At 57.3% G+C, this 16,918-nt stretch carries 11 protein-coding genes, 1 tRNA gene and 6 pseudogenes; 10 read left to right on the top strand and 8 right to left on the bottom strand.

What is annotated here, in order from left to right; genetic code table 11:
• Positions 1-42: 42 nt before the first annotated feature.
• Both ASE69_RS05740 and ASE69_RS05735 read right to left on the bottom strand, forming a co-directional pair.
• Positions 43-390, bottom strand: coding sequence for a hypothetical protein (locus ASE69_RS05740; RefSeq protein WP_156362185.1), 348 nt, complete (start codon positions 388-390; stop codon positions 43-45).
• A 271-nt stretch (positions 391-661) separates the two neighbouring features.
• Positions 662-1,531, bottom strand: a complete 870-nt coding sequence (locus ASE69_RS05735; protein WP_056484218.1) for a 3-hydroxyacyl-CoA dehydrogenase NAD-binding domain-containing protein — start codon at positions 1,529-1,531, stop codon at positions 662-664.
• 240 nt (positions 1,532-1,771) lie between these two features.
• Here ASE69_RS05735 and ASE69_RS05730 point away from each other — a divergent pair.
• Positions 1,772-2,299 (top strand): annotated as a pseudogene (locus ASE69_RS05730) (transposase).
• Positions 2,300-3,141: 842 nt separating this feature from the next.
• Positions 3,142-3,486 (top strand): annotated as a pseudogene (locus tag ASE69_RS05725) (transposase); the annotation flags it as partial.
• A gap of 235 nt (positions 3,487-3,721) precedes the next feature.
• Here the strand turns inward: ASE69_RS05725 and ASE69_RS22820 are convergent.
• A pseudogene (locus ASE69_RS22820) lies at positions 3,722-4,025 on the bottom strand (transposase); the annotation flags it as partial.
• Position 4,026: 1 nt separating this feature from the next.
• Positions 4,027-4,964 (bottom strand): annotated as a pseudogene (locus tag ASE69_RS22810) (IS110 family transposase); the annotation flags it as partial.
• A 728-nt stretch (positions 4,965-5,692) separates the two neighbouring features.
• On the opposite strand from ASE69_RS22810, the gene parA reads away from it, so the two are divergent.
• The 5 genes and pseudogenes from parA to ASE69_RS05695 form a co-directional block, all read left to right on the top strand.
• Positions 5,693-6,379, top strand: a complete 687-nt coding sequence (gene parA / locus ASE69_RS21190) for a ParA family partition ATPase (RefSeq protein WP_082452934.1) — start codon at positions 5,693-5,695, stop codon at positions 6,377-6,379.
• Positions 6,376-6,672: a ribbon-helix-helix domain-containing protein gene (locus tag ASE69_RS22805; protein ID WP_082452921.1), complete on the top strand. Its 297-nt coding sequence runs from the start codon at positions 6,376-6,378 to the stop codon at positions 6,670-6,672. Before parA ends, ASE69_RS22805 begins: the two co-directional genes overlap by 4 nt.
• A gap of 152 nt (positions 6,673-6,824) precedes the next feature.
• Positions 6,825-7,010 carry a hypothetical protein gene (locus tag ASE69_RS21860; protein ID WP_156362184.1) on the top strand — a complete coding sequence of 62 codons (186 nt, stop codon included), beginning with the start codon at positions 6,825-6,827 and terminating at the stop codon, positions 7,008-7,010.
• A 947-nt stretch (positions 7,011-7,957) separates the two neighbouring features.
• Positions 7,958-8,748, top strand: a pseudogene (locus ASE69_RS21180) (IS3 family transposase); the annotation flags it as partial.
• Positions 8,749-8,808: 60 nt separating this feature from the next.
• Positions 8,809-9,299 (top strand): integrase core domain-containing protein (locus ASE69_RS05695; protein ID WP_156362199.1); only part of this gene is annotated, 491 nt, incomplete at its 5' end.
• A 219-nt stretch (positions 9,300-9,518) separates the two neighbouring features.
• On the opposite strand, the gene ASE69_RS05690 is transcribed toward ASE69_RS05695, so the two are convergent.
• A tRNA-Pro gene (locus ASE69_RS05690) sits at positions 9,519-9,595 on the bottom strand.
• Positions 9,596-9,900: 305 nt separating this feature from the next.
• Between ASE69_RS05690 and ASE69_RS22800 the strand changes: the two genes are divergently transcribed.
• Both ASE69_RS22800 and ASE69_RS22795 read left to right on the top strand, forming a co-directional pair.
• Positions 9,901-10,182: a transposase gene (locus tag ASE69_RS22800; protein WP_235518175.1), complete on the top strand. Its 282-nt coding sequence runs from the start codon at positions 9,901-9,903 to the stop codon at positions 10,180-10,182.
• A complete protein-coding gene (locus tag ASE69_RS22795; protein WP_082452920.1) occupies positions 10,130-10,522 on the top strand; it encodes a transposase in 393 nt (130 codons plus the stop codon). Before ASE69_RS22800 ends, ASE69_RS22795 begins: the two co-directional genes overlap by 53 nt.
• A 290-nt stretch (positions 10,523-10,812) precedes the next feature.
• Here the strand turns inward: ASE69_RS22795 and ASE69_RS21170 are convergent, their stop codons facing one another.
• The 3 genes and pseudogenes from ASE69_RS21170 to ASE69_RS05675 all read right to left on the bottom strand — a co-directional run bounded on the left by ASE69_RS21170 (position 10,813) and on the right by ASE69_RS05675 (position 14,383).
• Positions 10,813-11,625 (bottom strand): helix-turn-helix domain-containing protein, encoded by an 813-nt coding sequence (locus tag ASE69_RS21170; RefSeq protein WP_082452919.1) that lies wholly within the window; start codon positions 11,623-11,625, stop codon positions 10,813-10,815.
• A 512-nt stretch (positions 11,626-12,137) separates the two neighbouring features.
• Entirely contained in the window at positions 12,138-13,025 is an 888-nt protein-coding gene (locus tag ASE69_RS05680) for a replication initiator protein A (protein WP_235518174.1), read from the bottom strand.
• 530 nt (positions 13,026-13,555) lie between these two features.
• Positions 13,556-14,383: pseudogene (locus tag ASE69_RS05675) on the bottom strand (IS5 family transposase).
• Between the two features lie 709 nt (positions 14,384-15,092).
• Between ASE69_RS05675 and ASE69_RS05670 the strand changes: the two are divergent.
• Positions 15,093-16,913 (top strand): putative bifunctional diguanylate cyclase/phosphodiesterase, encoded by a 1,821-nt coding sequence (locus ASE69_RS05670; RefSeq protein WP_162236851.1) that lies wholly within the window; start codon positions 15,093-15,095, stop codon positions 16,911-16,913.
• The last annotated feature ends 5 nt before the right edge of the window (positions 16,914-16,918 follow it).

The raw sequence follows: 16,918 nt of genomic DNA, 5'->3' as shown, positions 1-16,918 counted from the left end.
GTCTCCGCAGAGCAATTCATACAGTCCGACCGCTACGTTTGTTCAGCTTAGCGGCACGAGATAGTCGCAATTGAGGAAGGCGATGCTAATCTGGCTCGTCAAAAGGGTCCAACTTCCGAAGAGCTGGTCGCGAATGCGGTGCAGGGTCTGCCTTTTGAGTTGCTCCTCAGTCTTCAACTCAACGAACAGCAAAGTTAGACGGGTCGCGGCTTCCGCAATCCCTGCGGCGTTGCGGTCGTCGTTCTTCTGCGCCTCGAAATAGGAACGAACATAGGTCGGTAATATCAACCGTACGGAGTGCCCCTGTCTGCCAATGTCCGTCCCATGGGCGGAGCCCAGTAGCATGGAGGCATAAGCGATGACGGTCTCACGCCGGTTCAGCCGACGCACAACGACCTTACCGTCCTATCTAGGCCGACCACACCGCAGCTTTTCCTGTCGAGCTCGATCCCCACGAACTGATACGTTCATGACCGCCATCCTTCCCCAAACGATCCGCAGTTGTGACACAACAACGTTTCGGACAAGGGGCGAGTCATCCATAACAGAGGGAACGTCAGTCGTACCGAAGTCGATCGTCGGTCACACGTCCAAGCCGCATCACGGTTTGGATGCAGCGTCAGATCGCCTGACTTCCCGCGCTGACACAGATGCCTTCGGATTATCGGGTCGGCACAGGTTCCGCGCCCGAATAATCGTAGAAGCCGCGCTTGGTCTTCCTCCCGAACCATCCAGCCTCGACATATTTCACCAGTACTGGCGCAGGCCGAAATTTTGGATCGCCCGTTCCGTCGAACAGTACGCGCGTGATCTCGAGGCAAGTATCGAGGCCAATAAAGTCTGCCAGCGTCAGTGGCCCCATCGGGTGGTTCAACCCCAACTGGCACGCCAAATCAATGTCACGCACGCTCGCAACACCTTCACCCAGCGCGAAGCACGCTTCGTTGATCATCGGCATTAGCACGCGGTTGACAATGAAACCCGGCGCGTCGTTCGCATGTACGACCTGTTTGCCAAGCTTTTCGGCAAACGCCTCGACCGCCTCAACCGTGGCATCTGACGTCGCGAGGCCCCGGATCAGCTCGATCGGCCGCATCACAGGGACCGGGTTAAAAAAATGCACGCCCATGAACCGTGCCGGGTCAGGAGCCGCCTGCGCCAGCCGGGTTATTGGGATTGACGACGTGTTCGACGCTAGGATTGCGTAGCGCCCCAGTACCTTACCGACCTCTGCAAAAATAGCGCGCTTGACGCCCTCACGCTCGGTGGCTGCCTCAACTACGATTGTACAGTCGCCCATGTTTGACAGGCTTGCGACTGGCTCGACCGCCGCAAGCGTCTCATCGCGTTCGCGCGAGCCAATCTTTTCCTTCTCTACCAACCGCGCTAACGCTTTGGCGATCCCGGCCTTACCCTTCTCGGCAGCTTCTAGTGACACGTCTGTCAACAGGACGCGATACCCCGCCTGCGCCGATACCTGCGCGATACCCGCGCCCATCTGCCCTGCACCAATCACGCCGATCGTCTGCACATCACTCTCCCGATTTGTTTCCCCACCTTAGCTACTTCCACCGATCCCAACAGACCACTGGATTGCAACTATTCTGTGCAAATTGATCTTTTCTGCCGTCGCACTGGTCGCGATTACCCGATATTGCGCAAAAAAGACTGATCGTATCGTGCCTTCGGGGCTAAGAGCCCGACCGAAAATTGAGTTGAGCGATTTCAGTACCTTGTGATTCACTGGCATTGCAAAGACCACGAGTATCACATGGGCTGGACTGAAACCGCTCGGCGCGAGCATGACAGAAGCGGGCTGCGCTATGCAAGCGACTGCACCGATGAGGAATGGGCTGTCATCCGGCCGCTATTGAGGCGAACCTCCAGGGTTGGACGCCCACGCAAACACAAGGCGCGGACCCTGTGGGATGCGATCCAGTATATCGCATCGACGGGGTGCCAATGGGCGCAACTGCCCAAGGACTTCCCGCCCTTCACGACGGTGCAGTACCATTTCTACCGTATGCGCGACAACGGCCTGCTCGTTGTCATCAACGCGATGTTGGTAGAATGGGGTCGCGCACATTGATCAGCTGACGGTCGAAATCATCAGACGATCCGACCTGACGGGCTTCATTATTCTGCCACGGCGCTGGGTCGTCGAACGTACCCTGGCGTGGCTCAACCGATGCCGGCGCCTAGCCAAGGACTGGGAAGTCTCCATCGCGTCATCCGAAGCGTGGATGGTTATCTCGTCCAACAGCGAATGACGCGCCGTATTGCTAAACTCGAATTATGAGTCGGGGTCTGAGGTCTCGGTAGATACCCGTATTGCTTGTGCAAGCTGGTGTAGCGTCAACGGCTCTTCCCCGCCACTAATCTCAAGCCAACGTGCGAGACGCTCCCGTGTAAAACAATGTTCCACGTAGGTGTCGCGGAGCACGCATAGGCAAAGATGTTCCACCAAAGCTGCCAGCTATGTGCAGCAGGGTTATGGAGCTATGGCGGTGCTGGCATAATGCAGCGAGATTTGCTAGAATATTTGTGATAAGGGGCGTGATTAAGATCGGCGCAGGAACACTGCATAGGTCGTACGAGGAACGGTCATGTCAGCCGACCTCGCACAGCTACCCATCGACCCCAATCCTGAGGCCAATATCCGGCACTGGTGTTCCACCGTCGTCCGTCTCCGAGATGTACAACGAAGCGCCGATACGGGTGCGGGCACCGTTTACGACGTCCGCCGGCTCGACCCCGGCGGATCGCTTCCGATAATTGCTGGGAGTCGATTAGGTAGATGCAGCGGTCCTTAGGGTGGATTGGCATTTTTCCTTTAGCGGCCAAAAATACTGAATGGCAAAGTCGGATTAAAGACACGTCGTTGGCGGGACTTGTCTTCATGTATGCTTGTCTACGTGCGGACCTGTTTCTGCACGGTTATACCTGGGATATCGCCTCGTCATTCAGCCGATTGGCTCCTCCGGACGTTGGAAACATGCGTTATGGATATGTCTAAAGCGTATGACCAATACTGACTTTTTGTTCGACATGTAGACATGGAAACAAGTGTGAATGTAGTAAGGTCAGGACCCATTGATCTAAGCGGCTCGATCTGATTCAGGCTCTTTGTGGAGACCGAGGATGAGCGACCTGTACTGGCTGACCGACGAGCAGATGGCACGGCTCGAACCGTATTTTCCCAAGAGCCACGCCAAGCCACGGGTTGATGACCGGCGAGTGTTGAGCGGCATCGTTTTCGTCAACCGCAACGGGCTACGATGGTGCGATGTCCCTCGGGAGTATGGCCCACACAAGACCCTCTACAACCGGTGGAAGCGATGGGGCGAAAGGGGTGTCTTCCTCCGCATAATGGAAGAACTGGCGGCCGCGAGCGCCACGCCGAAGACGATCATGATCGACGCGACCTATCTGAAGGCGCACCGCACGGCGTCGAGCCTGCGGGTTAAAACGTATGGCTCGCCCCGTCGGCAAGCGGTTTGTGTCTGATGTTCTGAGCAGTCTGCGAAAACGTATCCGGCCTTTCGACGCGAGGTCGTTGGCCAAGATGGAGATCCGCGCGTCCTGGTCCTCATAAAGGGGCCGGCATCGAATGCCATTTTAAGCCATAGGGTTCCAGGTCACCGGTCGACTGTCAGACCATCTTTCACTTACCTCCCGCAGACATCATCCAGCCGGTGCAAGGTGCATTGGCTGATCTCGTTCACGCCGCCTGTGCGGCTGGATCGTAGGTGCGCTCATGACGCAGCAGCGCCCAGACGATGCGCGCCATTTTGGCTGCCAGCGCCACCACGACGGTGTTGTGATGGGAACGTGACAAAAGGCCGCGCCGCCAGGCGCCAAGTCGTGTGTCGCTCTTGCTCATCGTGGGCAGTGATGCCCGGGCACCCTGGATCAGGTTTTTCCGCAGATAGCGGCTTCCGCGCTTGGTGATGCCGAGCAACCGCGGTTTACCCCCGGTCGTCGCTTGACGCGGCACGAGCCCAAGCCAGGCGGCAAGATCCCTGNCGCAGATAGCGGCTTCCGCGCTTGGTGATGCCGAGCAACCGCGGTTTACCCCCGGTCGTCGCTTGACGCGGCACGAGCCCAAGCCAGGCGGCAAGATCCCTGCCGCGTCCGAAAGTTCGAGCGTCGCCAACTGCAGCTACCAGCGCCGTCGCGTTCAGCGCGCCGATACCAGGAATAGTCAGGAGGCGCCGCGTTCGCTCATCCGAGCGGGCAGCCTCGGTAAACTCGGCATTGAGATCTGCGATCCGGTCATCAAGGGCAATCCAGCGCAGGCGCATATCGCTGACGAGCCACAGGAGGCGCCGCGTTCGCTCATCCGAGCGGGCAGCCTCGGTAAACTCGGCATTGAGATCTGCGATCCGGTCATCAAGGGCAATCCAGCGCAGGCGCATATCGCTGACGAGCCAGTGGATACGAGAGCCCGGCACTGGCTCGTCACCATCGAGCATATCACTCAGCCGGACGGCAAGCTTTGCACGTCCTTGCGGGACTATGTAGCCGCGCTCCAGAAAGGACTCCTGATCTGGTTCATCAACGAGGTGCGATCACCGATAAGCTGGTCACGGATGCGGTGCAGCGTTTGCATGTCGAGTTGTTCCTCGGTTTTTCAACTCGACGAACCGCATGGTCGGCCGTGTTGCCGCTTCCGCGATCGCCTCGGCGTCGCGGTCGTCGTTCTTCTGCACCTTAACGTATGGACGGACATATTCCGGCGACATCGGCCGAACGGCATGGCCTTGTCGTGCCAGCGTCCGTCCCATGTGATGAGCTCCGCAGCAGGCCTCCATCGCCACGACGCAAGCCGGCAGGCCTGCGGCGTATGTGATGACCGTGTCGCGCCGCATCCGTCGGCGGACGACGACCTCGCCGGTTGCATCCAGCCCAACCACGCTGCAGCTGTTCTTGCCTAGATCAATTCCCAGAACCGATACGTCCATGACCTTCGCTCCTTCCTCAAACGACCTGCTGTCACCACGCTGCAGCTGTTCTTGCCTAGATCAATTCCCAGAACCGATACGTCCATGACCTTCGCTCCTTCCTCAAACGACCTGCTGTCGTAGGATGACAACGATTCGGATAACGGGCGAGCCATCCATAAAGGGGGCCTTGGTCGGCTTATCGGCCTTACCCAAAACGACATTAATATCACGCTGCCAGCCGTCAGCGACCCAAACGACCGTTCCTTGATCTTTTGATTACCGCTGGACAGATAAGTAACGATACGGGCACCGCCGCAGCCTGCTCGATTACCTGCCGAAGGCGCAGTGGTAGCCCGGCGACGACGGGTATGATGCTGACTGGTCATGGATGCCTTGGACGCCAAGGGTATCCAGGGCATCCCGGCCCGCAGATCACGTAATGAGCCTGTCAGGTACTACACCTGTGCTACCACATCATTTACACACTGATTCAACAACATAACTACATGTCGACATGTAGCTATGTTGACATGTAAAGATCTGTGCGTGTGGATGCTGAAACGCACTTAAACGTCGACATGCTGAATGATTGTTATCCTAGAAATGCAAACCTTTAAGCGAGCCAATCTGGCGATTTAATAAGTGATTGAGATATGTAGATATCTCTTGCGCCTATGGAAAAGAAACTTGATCGGCTCAAGTAAGGGGTGTTGCATTGTGGCAGTGTCGACATGTATGATAATGTTATGCCGACCATAGCAATCATTAGCCAGAAGGGAGGTGCCGGCAAGACGACGCTGGCGCTTCACCTCGCTGCTGCCGCCCATGAAATTGGGCGCATAGCGCTCGTCATCGATACTGATCCCCAGGCCACTGCGAGCCAATGGGCTGCATGGCGTCAGGACGCGCCCCCCGAGGTGATCGACAGCCCACCACCACGACTCTCTGCCAAGATAGAACAAGCGAGAGGGCAGGGGGCTGATTTTATTGTAATAGATACTCCGCCGCACGCTGACAGTGCGGCGCGTGCTGCGGTCGAGGTAGCCGATCTCGTCCTGATCCCATGCCGTCCTAGCGCGTTCGATCTGGCAGCGATCCAGACGACGGCTAAGCTCGTCCAATTGCTGCGTAAGCCTGCCTTCGTGGTGTTTACTGCCGGATCGCCCAATGCTCCACGAATGTACCAGGAGGCGATCGAGCTCGTCGAAGGCTTCGGTACACCAGCTTGCCCGATACAGATTGCTGATCGTGCGGCCTTTCGCCATGCGAGCGCGGAAGGGCGCACCGTCATGGAATTTGAATCCAACGGTAAGGCAGCCGACGACATCCGGAAATTCTACAAGTGGACATGTCTACAACTCGGTATATCTACCAAGCGACCGAAGAATCCTTCCGTCAGACATCTCATACATACTGGAAAAGTCATAGCATGAGCCGCAAGCCGTCCTTCGTTAACTTGCGTGATCGTAGCTCGGCGGAACCCGTCGTACCGCCTACGGGATCATCACCTGCTGGACAAACGGTAAACCAGACGGGCGGGCAGGGGGCTACGTTGGGCCCCGCAAGCCGGCAGGGTCGCAAGCAGATAGCAGGTTTTTTCTCGCCCGAGATGTCATTCGCTATGCATATGCTAGCCCGCCGCCAGGGAAGGAGCCTTCAGGCGCTGATGGCCGAAGCGTTCAACGATGTCTTACGCAAGCACGGCGAAAGTCCAATTGGGGACTGACAAACACCGGAGTATTATTTGTCTAATCACGCTAGCGGTGCCAAGTGCGGCTGATCACGATCAAACCGGTAGAAACTATCCGTTAAGGTCAGCCCTAATGACTTGACCCATAATAATCCGACGATACCCGCTCTCGGACGAGAGTAGGGCATATGAATTACGGTACGATCCGGCGTCACATTGATGGCGAGGTTCTTTCCGGTGTTCAACGACCGAGGATGGGCACCAGTGAAAAAGTCCGGTTCCTCAAAGAGACGCATCTACCGGGGATCAGCGTGTCGCTTGCCGTCCGCCGATACGGCATCGGTGGGTATCAGATTTCGCTTGATGCGGGTTGATCGTGTCTGGGCCACTTCCCGCCTCGATAGCTGCCGAGGAAATGGTCCTGACGGCCGATCAACGTGCCCTCTTGGCGCAGATGCCTCGATCGCATGGGCTGTTCGGCAAGAATGCCATGGAGAACGAGCTACATCGCGAGGCTGAGTTCCGAGCCGCACGTTTAAAAGTGCTATTGCTCTCTACTCGTTGCCGTGGAGTGGACGGTGAGCGCGGTCGCAGCGGCGATCGGCATTACTTATCCATACCTGTCTGCAATACAATATTGCCCAGCTTCCCGATCGCACGGTTGACCATCTCTTGCCGGATAGCAAGTTGGTTGCCAACAACGGCAGCTTGTCGCCGATCTGCGACCCCGGTCTTGGCCGTGGTAGACCTTATGCTGTATGGCTACCGGCGCATTTATGTTCTGCACTGTGAGACTTTCAGAGAAAGATTTGGCGGGCGAAGCGTGTTTTAAATCCTGTCTACAGTGTCATCGAGGTATGGGGGCTGCTACAGCGAGACGGCGAACATTGCCAAGAGCGGCGTCACGATGGCCGTGTTGCTGTAGACCCGCGTAATACCCGTTAGCGCTCCTACGGATTGGGACCACTTGGCGACAATGCAGGAAAGAGCTTGTCGCTTTCGCGTTCGACTGCTGCGTAGGCGAGGCGATGAAATACTTGGCGATGATGGGCGGCATTGCTGTTGTAGACGTCCCAGACCCAATGGCCATGGCGGTGGAGCGTCGCGACGGAGTCGGGAATTAATTGCCTGAATCAATCGACCGGTTCGCCAATAATCGTGTCCCTAGTGAGCCGAAGGGTATCAGTTACGTCGCTTGTAACCCGCGGTTGTTCATCTGACACATCGGATCGACCTTGAGAACGATACTGGTCCGTACTGAGCTGCCCCCTTCTGAGCGGTCCATCGACTATGAGAATCTGGATCAAGGAAGGGTCGACGAATGCCTGCGAAAAAGCAYAAGCCGGAAGAGATCATCGGGAAGCTGCGTGAAGTTGAAATCGTCCTGGGCCAGGGCGGGACGACCGCCGAGGCGTGTCGGCGGATCGCGGTCAGCGAGCAAACCTATTACCGCTGKCGCAAGGAATATGGTGGSCTGAAGACGGATCAGGCTCGTCGGATGAAGGATCTGGAGAAGGAGAACCTGCGGCTGCGGCGTGCGATCTCCGACCTGACACTGGACAAGCTGATCCTGCAGGAGGCGGCACGGGGAAACTTCTAAGCCCCGCGCGGCGCCGACGGTGCATTGACCAAGTGAAAGAGGTGCTGGACGTATCCGAGCGAAGGGTGTGTCGCGTGCTCGGGCAGCATCGGTCGACGCAGCGCAAGGTGCCGTGTGGGGCAGATGACGAACAGGCACTGACTGAGGACATCGTTGCGCTAGCCGGGCAGTATGGACGCTACGGTTACCGCCGGGTGACCGCACTGCTGCATGCCGCGGGGTGGTCGGTGAATCATAAGCGTGTCGAACGCATCTGGCGGCGTGAGGAGCTGAAGGTGCCACAGAAGCAACCCAAGCGTGGCTGGCCGTGGTTGAACGACGGCTCGTGCATACGGCTGCGGCCGGAGTATCCGGGGCATGTCTGGGCATACGACTTTGTCGAAGCGCGAACGCACGATGGATGCAAGTTCCGGATCCTCACGATCATCGACGAGGCCAGCAGGGAATGCCTGGCGCTGATCGTCGCACGTCAGTTGAAACACGAAGACGTGCTGGCGGCGCTTGCCAATTTGCAACCCTCGACGCGGTCGACGAGGATCATTTCGATCGCACATTCGGTCTGAACGTGCACNGCAAGTTCCGGATCCTCACGATCATCGACGAGGCCAGCAGGGAATGCCTGGCGCTGATCGTCGCACGTCAGTTGAAACACGAAGACGTGCTGGCGGCGCTTGCAGAACTGTTTATCGAGCGCGGGCCGCCCGCGCATATCAGGTCGGACAATAGCAGCGAGTTCATCGCTACCGCGGTCCAGAAATGGCTTGGGCAGGTAGGCGTGAAGACGCTGTACATTGCACCGGGCTCGCCGTGGGAGAACGGTTACAACGAGAGCTTCAACGGTTCGCTTCGCGACGAGCTCCTCAACGGCGAGATCTTCTACAGCCTCGCTGAGGCAAAAGTGCTGATCGAGGCATGGCGGCGTCACTATAACACCGTCCGACCACACAGCAGCCTGGGCTATCGACCTCCGGCACCAGCAGCAGCGACCCCGCTATTGCCGGCCTCCGGCTCCGCTTCGCTCCACCTACGCCCGGCAATGGCGGCGGAGGCGACAATGCACTAACTATCTACCCGGACCACCCGGTGGGGGCTGCTCAGTACCCTCAATAGAAATTATGTCCGCGCGAACCCAACGCCGATTGTGCCGAGCGATATCGACCAACTTCCCGGCTGGTTTGCTTATTGTGCTCAGGTGGCTTTACCCGGCTTTGGCCTGTCCATTAGCCCGCTAGTTCATGGCGCGAATTCGCGACAACGTGCGTGACAAAATCGTTATCCTTCATGGTCGGGGAGACAGGATTCGAACCTGCGACCCCCTGGTCCCAAACCAGGTGCGCTACCAGCCTGCGCCACTCCCCGACGGCGCTTCGGTTAGGCATACCAGCTTCAATACGCAAGCTTCATGTCGCGGGGATGGTAAATCGTCTTAGTTTTTGATCTCAAATTACCGGACCGGTGATCCCCATTAGCTTTATGTTACGGGTGAAGACGATTTATAAAACTAGTCCACGTGGACAAAGGTTGACGCGCGTCCGATCGGTTGACTCAAGGCTGTCTTTTGGAGGTGGCGTTGGGCTGAGTGGGCTCTGATTGGGCCCCTGCTGCCGTCGGGGCGAGGACGTGGCTGACGATCCGCGGGAGACAACCGGCCCTATTTCGAAGGCATGGTGTGGATGGCGCGGACGGGCGCGCAATGGCGGCATTTGCCGGATGAATATGGCAAGTGGAACAGTGTGTTCCGGCGGTATCGTCGCTGGGTCGTGACGGGCGTGTTCGAAGCCATGCTGGAGACCCTGGTCGCTGTCGTCGAGCGGGATACTAGCGCCGACATGATCGACAGCACCGTAGTCCGGGCGCACCACTGCGCCGTCGGGCTAAAAAAAGGGATCAAGAATTCGAAGGGCTCGGCCGTTCGCGAGGCGGCTTCACAACCAAGGCTCTCCTGAGCTCGTCGAAGGGCTGCACGCCCGCTGTGATGGTCAGGGACGACCGTTATGTTTCGTCCTGACGCCGGGCCAAGCCCACGACGTGAAGGGCTTCGGACCCTCGTTCGGGATGCTGGCTGACCGGATCGAGGCCCTGCTTGCCGATAAGGGATATGACGCCGATGCCATCCGCCAGGAACTCGCCAGGAACTCGCCAGGGCGGATGTCGAGGCGGTCATTCCAACCAAAAGTAACCGCCGCATACCGATCCCGCATGATCGCGAGAAATACCGTTGGCGCAATCTCGTCGAGCGCTTGTTCAGCAAGCTCAAGAACTGGCCCGTGTCGCAACGCGTTATGACAAGACAACAGAGTCATATCTCGGCTTCGTCGCGCTCGCATCAGTTACGCTGTGGCCGCCTTTGCCCACGTGGCCTAGCTAACATACTGATAAGACAACAGTATCTACTTTTTTGAATCTTCAACGTTTCGGTACAATCGGAGTTCAATGATCAAAAATTCCAGAAGCCCTTTGGGTCACTAGGAAGCCTTCGCAGTGACTGTGTCGCTGCGTTCACCGTTTTCCGCGTGTTATTCACTCGTTCGGGTCTGAGGTTTAGGCCCTAGTCAGGGTGTTAGAGGCTCGGCCGATTATTCAGCAAAACGCTTCACCCTGTATATGATAGAATCATTTAGTGTTTTTGGATCGTTTTGAGCTTCGCGCTCAGTGCGATCAATTGCCTCGCCCAGCTTAGCAAGAATCTTACCAAGCGGACCACTTATCGTCATCTGCGCTAGCTCCCGGCATGACAGCGTCTTCAGCATCGCATCGGTTTCTGCAGCATGATCGGCGTAATGCTGCACAGTGTCATCGGGTAATGGTACAGGACGCATCCAGCGCGGAAGATAGGATTGCACGCTATCAGGCAGCAGAGGTCGGTAGGCGTTGGATGTTTGGACGTACCGCGGCCCGGGGCCATCGACATTTACACGGCTAAAGCGTCGCTGGCGGACAAGAAACCCGATTGCTTCTAGAATACTAAGCGCACGCCCTACCGTTGCACGGCCAAGACCGGTGGCCTCTGCAAGATAGTCATAGGAGGGGTAGACACGGCCCCGGTTCAATCGCGCGAGCGTGAGAATCTCTTCGAAGACCCTCACGGCGCTAGAAGTAAGCTGAGCGATACCTCGCTCGGTTACCGTCAATTTCCGTTCTCCCGAGCGCTCGTCGCGACGCAATCGTCGTGCAGCATCAAGGGTTCTGCGCGCTACGTGCAGCAAACGGTCGGTCTCACCTTTAGCAGGCGCCGTCCAGAACACCTCCTCGAAAGTGCCAGCTTCTAGGCTGTCGCGCAGGACAGGTGCGCCTGTCCGGTGCGGCGCACCCGAGAGCGCCGGCGAACGCTGCCGCGTCAGCAGGCCGAACGCCTTCAGCGCGGCGTCACCTATCGTAATAGTCCCCATCGTCCGTTCCCTTGTGAGGGTGGCGGAAACAGGCAAAAGTTACCCGTGGCACGAAACGCGCATCCTTGAATTTAATCTGAAAAGCGCATATCTAGGCTTCGTTGTTGAGACGATCGTTTGTGCTTGCCGGCACGAACCTAGTATGTGCTTACGGGATGCCCGGCCTCTGCGCCGGGTTTCCTTCTATCTGCTCACGTCCATTCCTTCGTTACTGCTGCAACTGGCAGATAGGGCAGGGGCCAATCTGAGTGTTCATGTATCATGCGCTGGCGTGGACGCTGCGTATGATGCCGCTCAGAATTGCCGACACCTGGCTTCTCTGCCGATGATCGTCACGGCGTCCATCATTCAACAGATCAGCGAAGAACCGAATCTGACGAACAAAGGATGCCGTTACCCATCCTTGCGGTTTATGCGTTCAAGACAAAGCAGCAAGGCTCGTGCTTTCGCACGGAAAACCCAGGAAATGTTCGTGCTATCACACGGAAAACCCCTCGCAGCCCGCGCACAGGTTATGCATCTACGGCATTGGCGAGGATCGTAGGATCGATTTTCGGCCGAAAGCCTATCATCGTGTGCAACCGCGGCCGACCGCCCCGTCCCGACGGAATTTTTGTCTCAACCACGTCGAGTGTATATTCAGGTAGACTATCTTGTTCCGACACGTCGCGGAGTTGTTTTTTGAAGTATTCAAGGCCGCGCCGATCCGAAGCGCACCCGACACGCGCAGCAAGCTCGCCAATGTCAAGCTTGAAGCCATCATCGTCCTTACAGTTGAACTTCGCGAGCTCGTACAAACGTCGCTCAATCGGACCTAGCTTAAAGAAGTCATGGTGATATGCTGCTATCCGCTGATCTGTTAGGATTGCGCGATACAGCCAATCACATACCATTACTTCGACCCACTTGACACGGCGTTCCCCGGCCAGTGTCTTGATGTATTTGATATCGGCTTTGAGCAACCAAGAAAATGAACTGTCAGACCCCTCGCCGCCAGTTTCAATGTTGGTAACGATCTGCGTACCCTGCAGCCGATTTAACGAGGCCTTGAGTGACGTGTAGGACCGCGCGGATGAGTTAGTTCCGGTTACGCGGAAGAGATCATTGGCAGTGAATGTCATGATCCGGTCGGCTTTTTCGCCTTTCTCGGCACGCTCAGCCATCAGACTAGCGATATAGAGCAATATTTCTTTGTCATAAATTGTGGCCACCCCGGTCTTGCTCGGATTGATTTCAATCCGAGCCTCACCTGATTCAAAAACCATCGGTGTCATGTGAGCTTTTTTCGACAATGCGAAAAACGGAAATTCAGCTACCGTGCGTTCGCCCTGCACATCGCCGTACAGCGGGCTGTGGAGCGAAAACAGATCGCCTTGGAACACCGAAACATCGCCCATCATCCCAAACTCGCCTTGTCCAGTCCTTAACCTGTGTCTCCAGGGGATGCTTGTCCAATGGAAAGGGGGTTTTCCGTGTAATAGCACGAACATTATCAGGGCTGGATCGCTGCTTCGCGCACACAGACTGGCGGCCTGTGGAAAGGCACGATGATTCTAGCAGAACGACGTCGCCCGGCAGCGTTCCTCGTGCTTTTACGAGGAAAACGCTGCGGCCTGTCGTGCACCATACGGCGCAAGAGGGAGGCTTCGTGCTATTACACGGAAAACCCTGAAGCATCCCGATCCGCGGCTATCCAGCGATCGTTTGGTCCGGACATGCAAGGCCTAGTGCCGTTGTTAGATCACCGCTGGGAATCTCGGCATCTTCGAAACGACCGAACTCGACTCCGATTACAGCCAAACCCAGTCCTGGCACGGATGGCATCGCCGTTTATGGCTGGTGAGGTTTGCGTTCTCCATGATGGCAGTGCCCCATCACATATTAACGCGGTAATTCTGAAAAAATTCCACAAGACACCTCAGACCCCGACTCATAATTTGAGTTTAGCGATACGGCGGGTCATTCGTCTTATGGACGAGACGAGCATCCAGGCTTCGGACGATGCGATGGAGGCTTCCCAATCCTTGACGAGACGCCGGCATCGACTGAGCCACGCCAGGGTGCGTTCCACGCCCCGGCGCCGGGGCAGAACGACAAAGCCCGTCAGGTCGGATCGTCTGATGATTTTGATAGTCAGCCGATCAATGTGCGCGACCGCTGTTTCAAGCTTCTGGCCGGCATAGCCGCCATCGGCATACAGTCTGGTGAGCGTGGGATACGCGTCGCAGGATCGCTCAATCAGGTCGGGCGCCCCGTCGCGGTCCTGAACATCGGCCCCGTGCACCACGCCTTCGAGCATGTTGCCAAGCGTGTCGGTCACGATGTGGCGCTTGCGCCCCTTTAACTTCTTGCCGGCGTCGTATCCGCGAGGCCCACCCGCCTCGGTGGTCTTCACCGACTGGCTATCGATGATGCCTGCGGTCGGCGCCGGCGTGCGACCCTCCGAAACTCGCACCCATCCTACCAACACCGCGTTGATGACAACGAGCAGGCCGTTGTCGCGCATACGGTAGAAATGGTACTGCACCGTCGTGAAGGGCGGGAAGTCCTTGGACAGTTGCGCCCATTGGCACCCCGTCGATGCGATATACTGGATCGCATCTCACAGGGTCCGCGCCTTGTGTTTGCGCGGGCGTCCAACCCTGGAGGTTCGCCTCAATAATGGCCGGACGACAGCCCATTCCTCATCGGTGCAGTCGCTTGCATAGCGCAGCCCGCTTCTGTCATGCTCGTGCCGAGCGGTTTCAGTCCAGCCCATGTGATCCTCGTGGTCTTCGCAACCCCCAGTGAATCACAAGGTGCTGAAATCGTTCAACTCAATTTTCGGTCGGGCTCTCATCGCTGATCCGTTGGTCTATACATGACGTTTGGCGCATTGCCGTTCGGTTCGCACATCGCCGTTTTGCGCATCTATAAATCGTATCGTCGTTATTAAGACGAGCATGTCAGGCAGCTCATTACGTACATCTGAAGGGCATGATACACCTGTTAGTCCAGGTGGCGGATCAACCGTAAAGTGTGTCGCTATGTGACCCGGGCATGAAACTAAGGTCGACGGCATCTAAGCGCACAGGGGATCCTCAACTCGATCGCGTCCGTCAGCATTAATAATAGCCATCATGTCGCGATGTATAGCTTCAAACTCCTGACCGATTCAACGCGCGACTTCGCGAGTAGGGGAGGGCATTGGTCAATCATTTTGGGTTAATGATTTCCCAGAGCAGATCTCTTGCCCCTTACGGGAGACAACTCGGTCTGCCCCGGTTCGCCTACCTGACGGACGTTTCTTCGTGTATTCTACACCTCTACACGTCATTACCGGGCGGATGACCGGTCTGATATCCCGATTAAGGCAGCTGCGACATTCCGACCAGGCAATCGCGGCCTCGGTCCGCGAGACGTTGGTGGAGTCACTCTACGCATCCCCGCAGTCCCTGGTAATCGGAGCGTTATCGACCACCGGAATCGTGGCGATCGTCACACTGGCCATTGGTAGCACGGCAATACTGGCTTGTGGGTTCGCGATTGCCCTCGTTGCCGGTGGCCGTATCGTCGATGCGTTCCTTCCGTCACATCGCGCGAACGCCGACGAACTGTCGCTAGCAAAGCGGCCGAGACGACAGGAAGCTCTCTATCGGTCCGGGGCACTTTGCTATTCGGCGCTGCTTGGAACGTTCGGCCTACTTACTCTGCTTCAGAGCGATAGCGGCACGCTGCAGATGCTCGCGGTGACGACTACGATCGGATACGCCGCGGGGATTGCCGGTCGCAACGCCGGTCGTCCGTGGATCGCGCTTTCACAGCTCTCCCTGGCCTCGCTGCCGCTAGCTGCAGGACTGGCAGCGTCGCTGGAGCCACTCAGAATGGCGCTCGCAGCCGTTATCGTCCTGTTCGTCGTCGCAATGATGGACATCACGTTGCAAACATACGGCGTCATATTGAAAGCAACGACGGTTTCTCGAGAGAAAATCGCGCTCGCGGACTACCATGCTGCCGTGGCCCGCCGGGATGATCTGACGGGAGTAGCCAACCGAACGGCTTTCCGCGAGCAGTTTGAGGAACGGCTGAATGCCTTGGACGCTAGCGGCCGCTGCCTTGCTATTCATTGGTTCGATCTGGATCGCTTCAAGGAGATAAACGACTCGTTCGGTCATCTAGCAGGCAATGCGGTGCTGGCCGGCGTGGCTCACCGATTGAACGAAGTTTTTGGGCTTCACGGCATCGTCGCTCGACTGGGCGGAGACGAATTTGCTGTAATCTGCGAAATTGAGAGCCGAACCGACGCTGTCACGATCGGTGAGACGATATTGGACTTGGTTGAACGGCCGCTACATTTTGACGGGTATGTACTGCGCGTGAAAGCTTCGCTCGGCATTGCTATCGCGCCTGCCGACGGCAGAGATGCGGACACTCTCTTGAAAAATGCGGATCTGGCGTTGTACCGGGCGAAGGACAGCGGTCGCGGGATGATGTGCTTCTACGAACGACTGATGGACCAGAAGGTCGAACGCAGTCGGGAACTGGCAGCGGAAATGGAAGGTGCTCTTGCACGGAACGAATTCAGTCTGATGTTTCAACCTATTTTCGATCTGGCCGGCGGGCACGTCTTATCGTGCGAGGCCCTCTTACGCTGGACCAGTCGCCGCCATGGCTCGATCTCGCCCGCCGAGTTCATCCCTATAGCGGAGGACAGCGGACTGATCGTTGAGATAGGCAGATGGGTGATCCGCGAGGCTTGTCGCGTTGCCAGCACTTGGCCGAGCGATGTAACGGTCGCTGTCAACCTTTCGCCGATCCAGTTGCGCTCGGCCGATCTACCGATGACGATCGTAAGCGCCCTTGCTACCAATGGGCTGGCCGCCGAACGCCTCGAGCTCGAAGTTACGGAATCGGTGCTGCTGGAGGACATCACGGCATCACTCGCCGCGCTAGAGGCCATCAATCGCCTGCAGGTTTGCACAACGCTCGACGACTTCGGAACGGGCTATTCGTCGCTGAGCTATCTGACGAAGTTTCCGTTCCAGAAACTTAAGATCGACCGCTCCTTTGTGCAGGACTCGGAGTTGAACCCGGCCTCAGTGGCGATCGTGCAAACCGTGATTGAGATGGCGGCCAAGCTCGGCATGAGGACTATCGCCGAAGGGATAGAAACACAGGCGCAGCTTGATCAACTGCGTCGAACCAGATGCGATGCCGTGCAGGGGTTTCTTCTTGCACGGCCCATGTCGGCGAGCATGGTCGCAACCATGCTCGCCGACGCTGCCCCGTCAGCAGTGAAACTGCGCTAAGCGGA

Source organism: Sphingomonas sp. Leaf208 (assembly GCF_001421415.1).
Classification (GTDB): Bacteria; Pseudomonadota; Alphaproteobacteria; order Sphingomonadales; family Sphingomonadaceae; genus Sphingomonas.
Note: the sequence above shows the minus strand (reverse complement) of the source record. Positions and strands in the feature narration are given on the sequence as shown.

Excerpts from the sequence above, each read along its gene's own strand:
- ASE69_RS21860 (WP_156362184.1), top strand. The coding sequence starts at position 6,825 with ATGAATTACGGTACGATCCGGCGTCACATTGATGGCGAGGTTCTTTCC.
- ASE69_RS22800 (WP_235518175.1), top strand. The coding sequence starts at position 9,901 with ATGGTGTGGATGGCGCGGACGGGCGCGCAATGGCGGCATTTGCCGGAT.
- ASE69_RS22805 (WP_082452921.1), top strand. The coding sequence starts at position 6,376 with ATGAGCCGCAAGCCGTCCTTCGTTAACTTGCGTGATCGTAGCTCGGCG.
- ASE69_RS05680 (WP_235518174.1), bottom strand. The coding sequence starts at position 13,025 with ATGATGGGCGATGTTTCGGTGTTCCAAGGCGATCTGTTTTCGCTCCAC.
- parA (WP_082452934.1), top strand. The coding sequence starts at position 5,693 with ATGCCGACCATAGCAATCATTAGCCAGAAGGGAGGTGCCGGCAAGACG.
- ASE69_RS21170 (WP_082452919.1), bottom strand. The coding sequence starts at position 11,625 with ATGGGGACTATTACGATAGGTGACGCCGCGCTGAAGGCGTTCGGCCTG.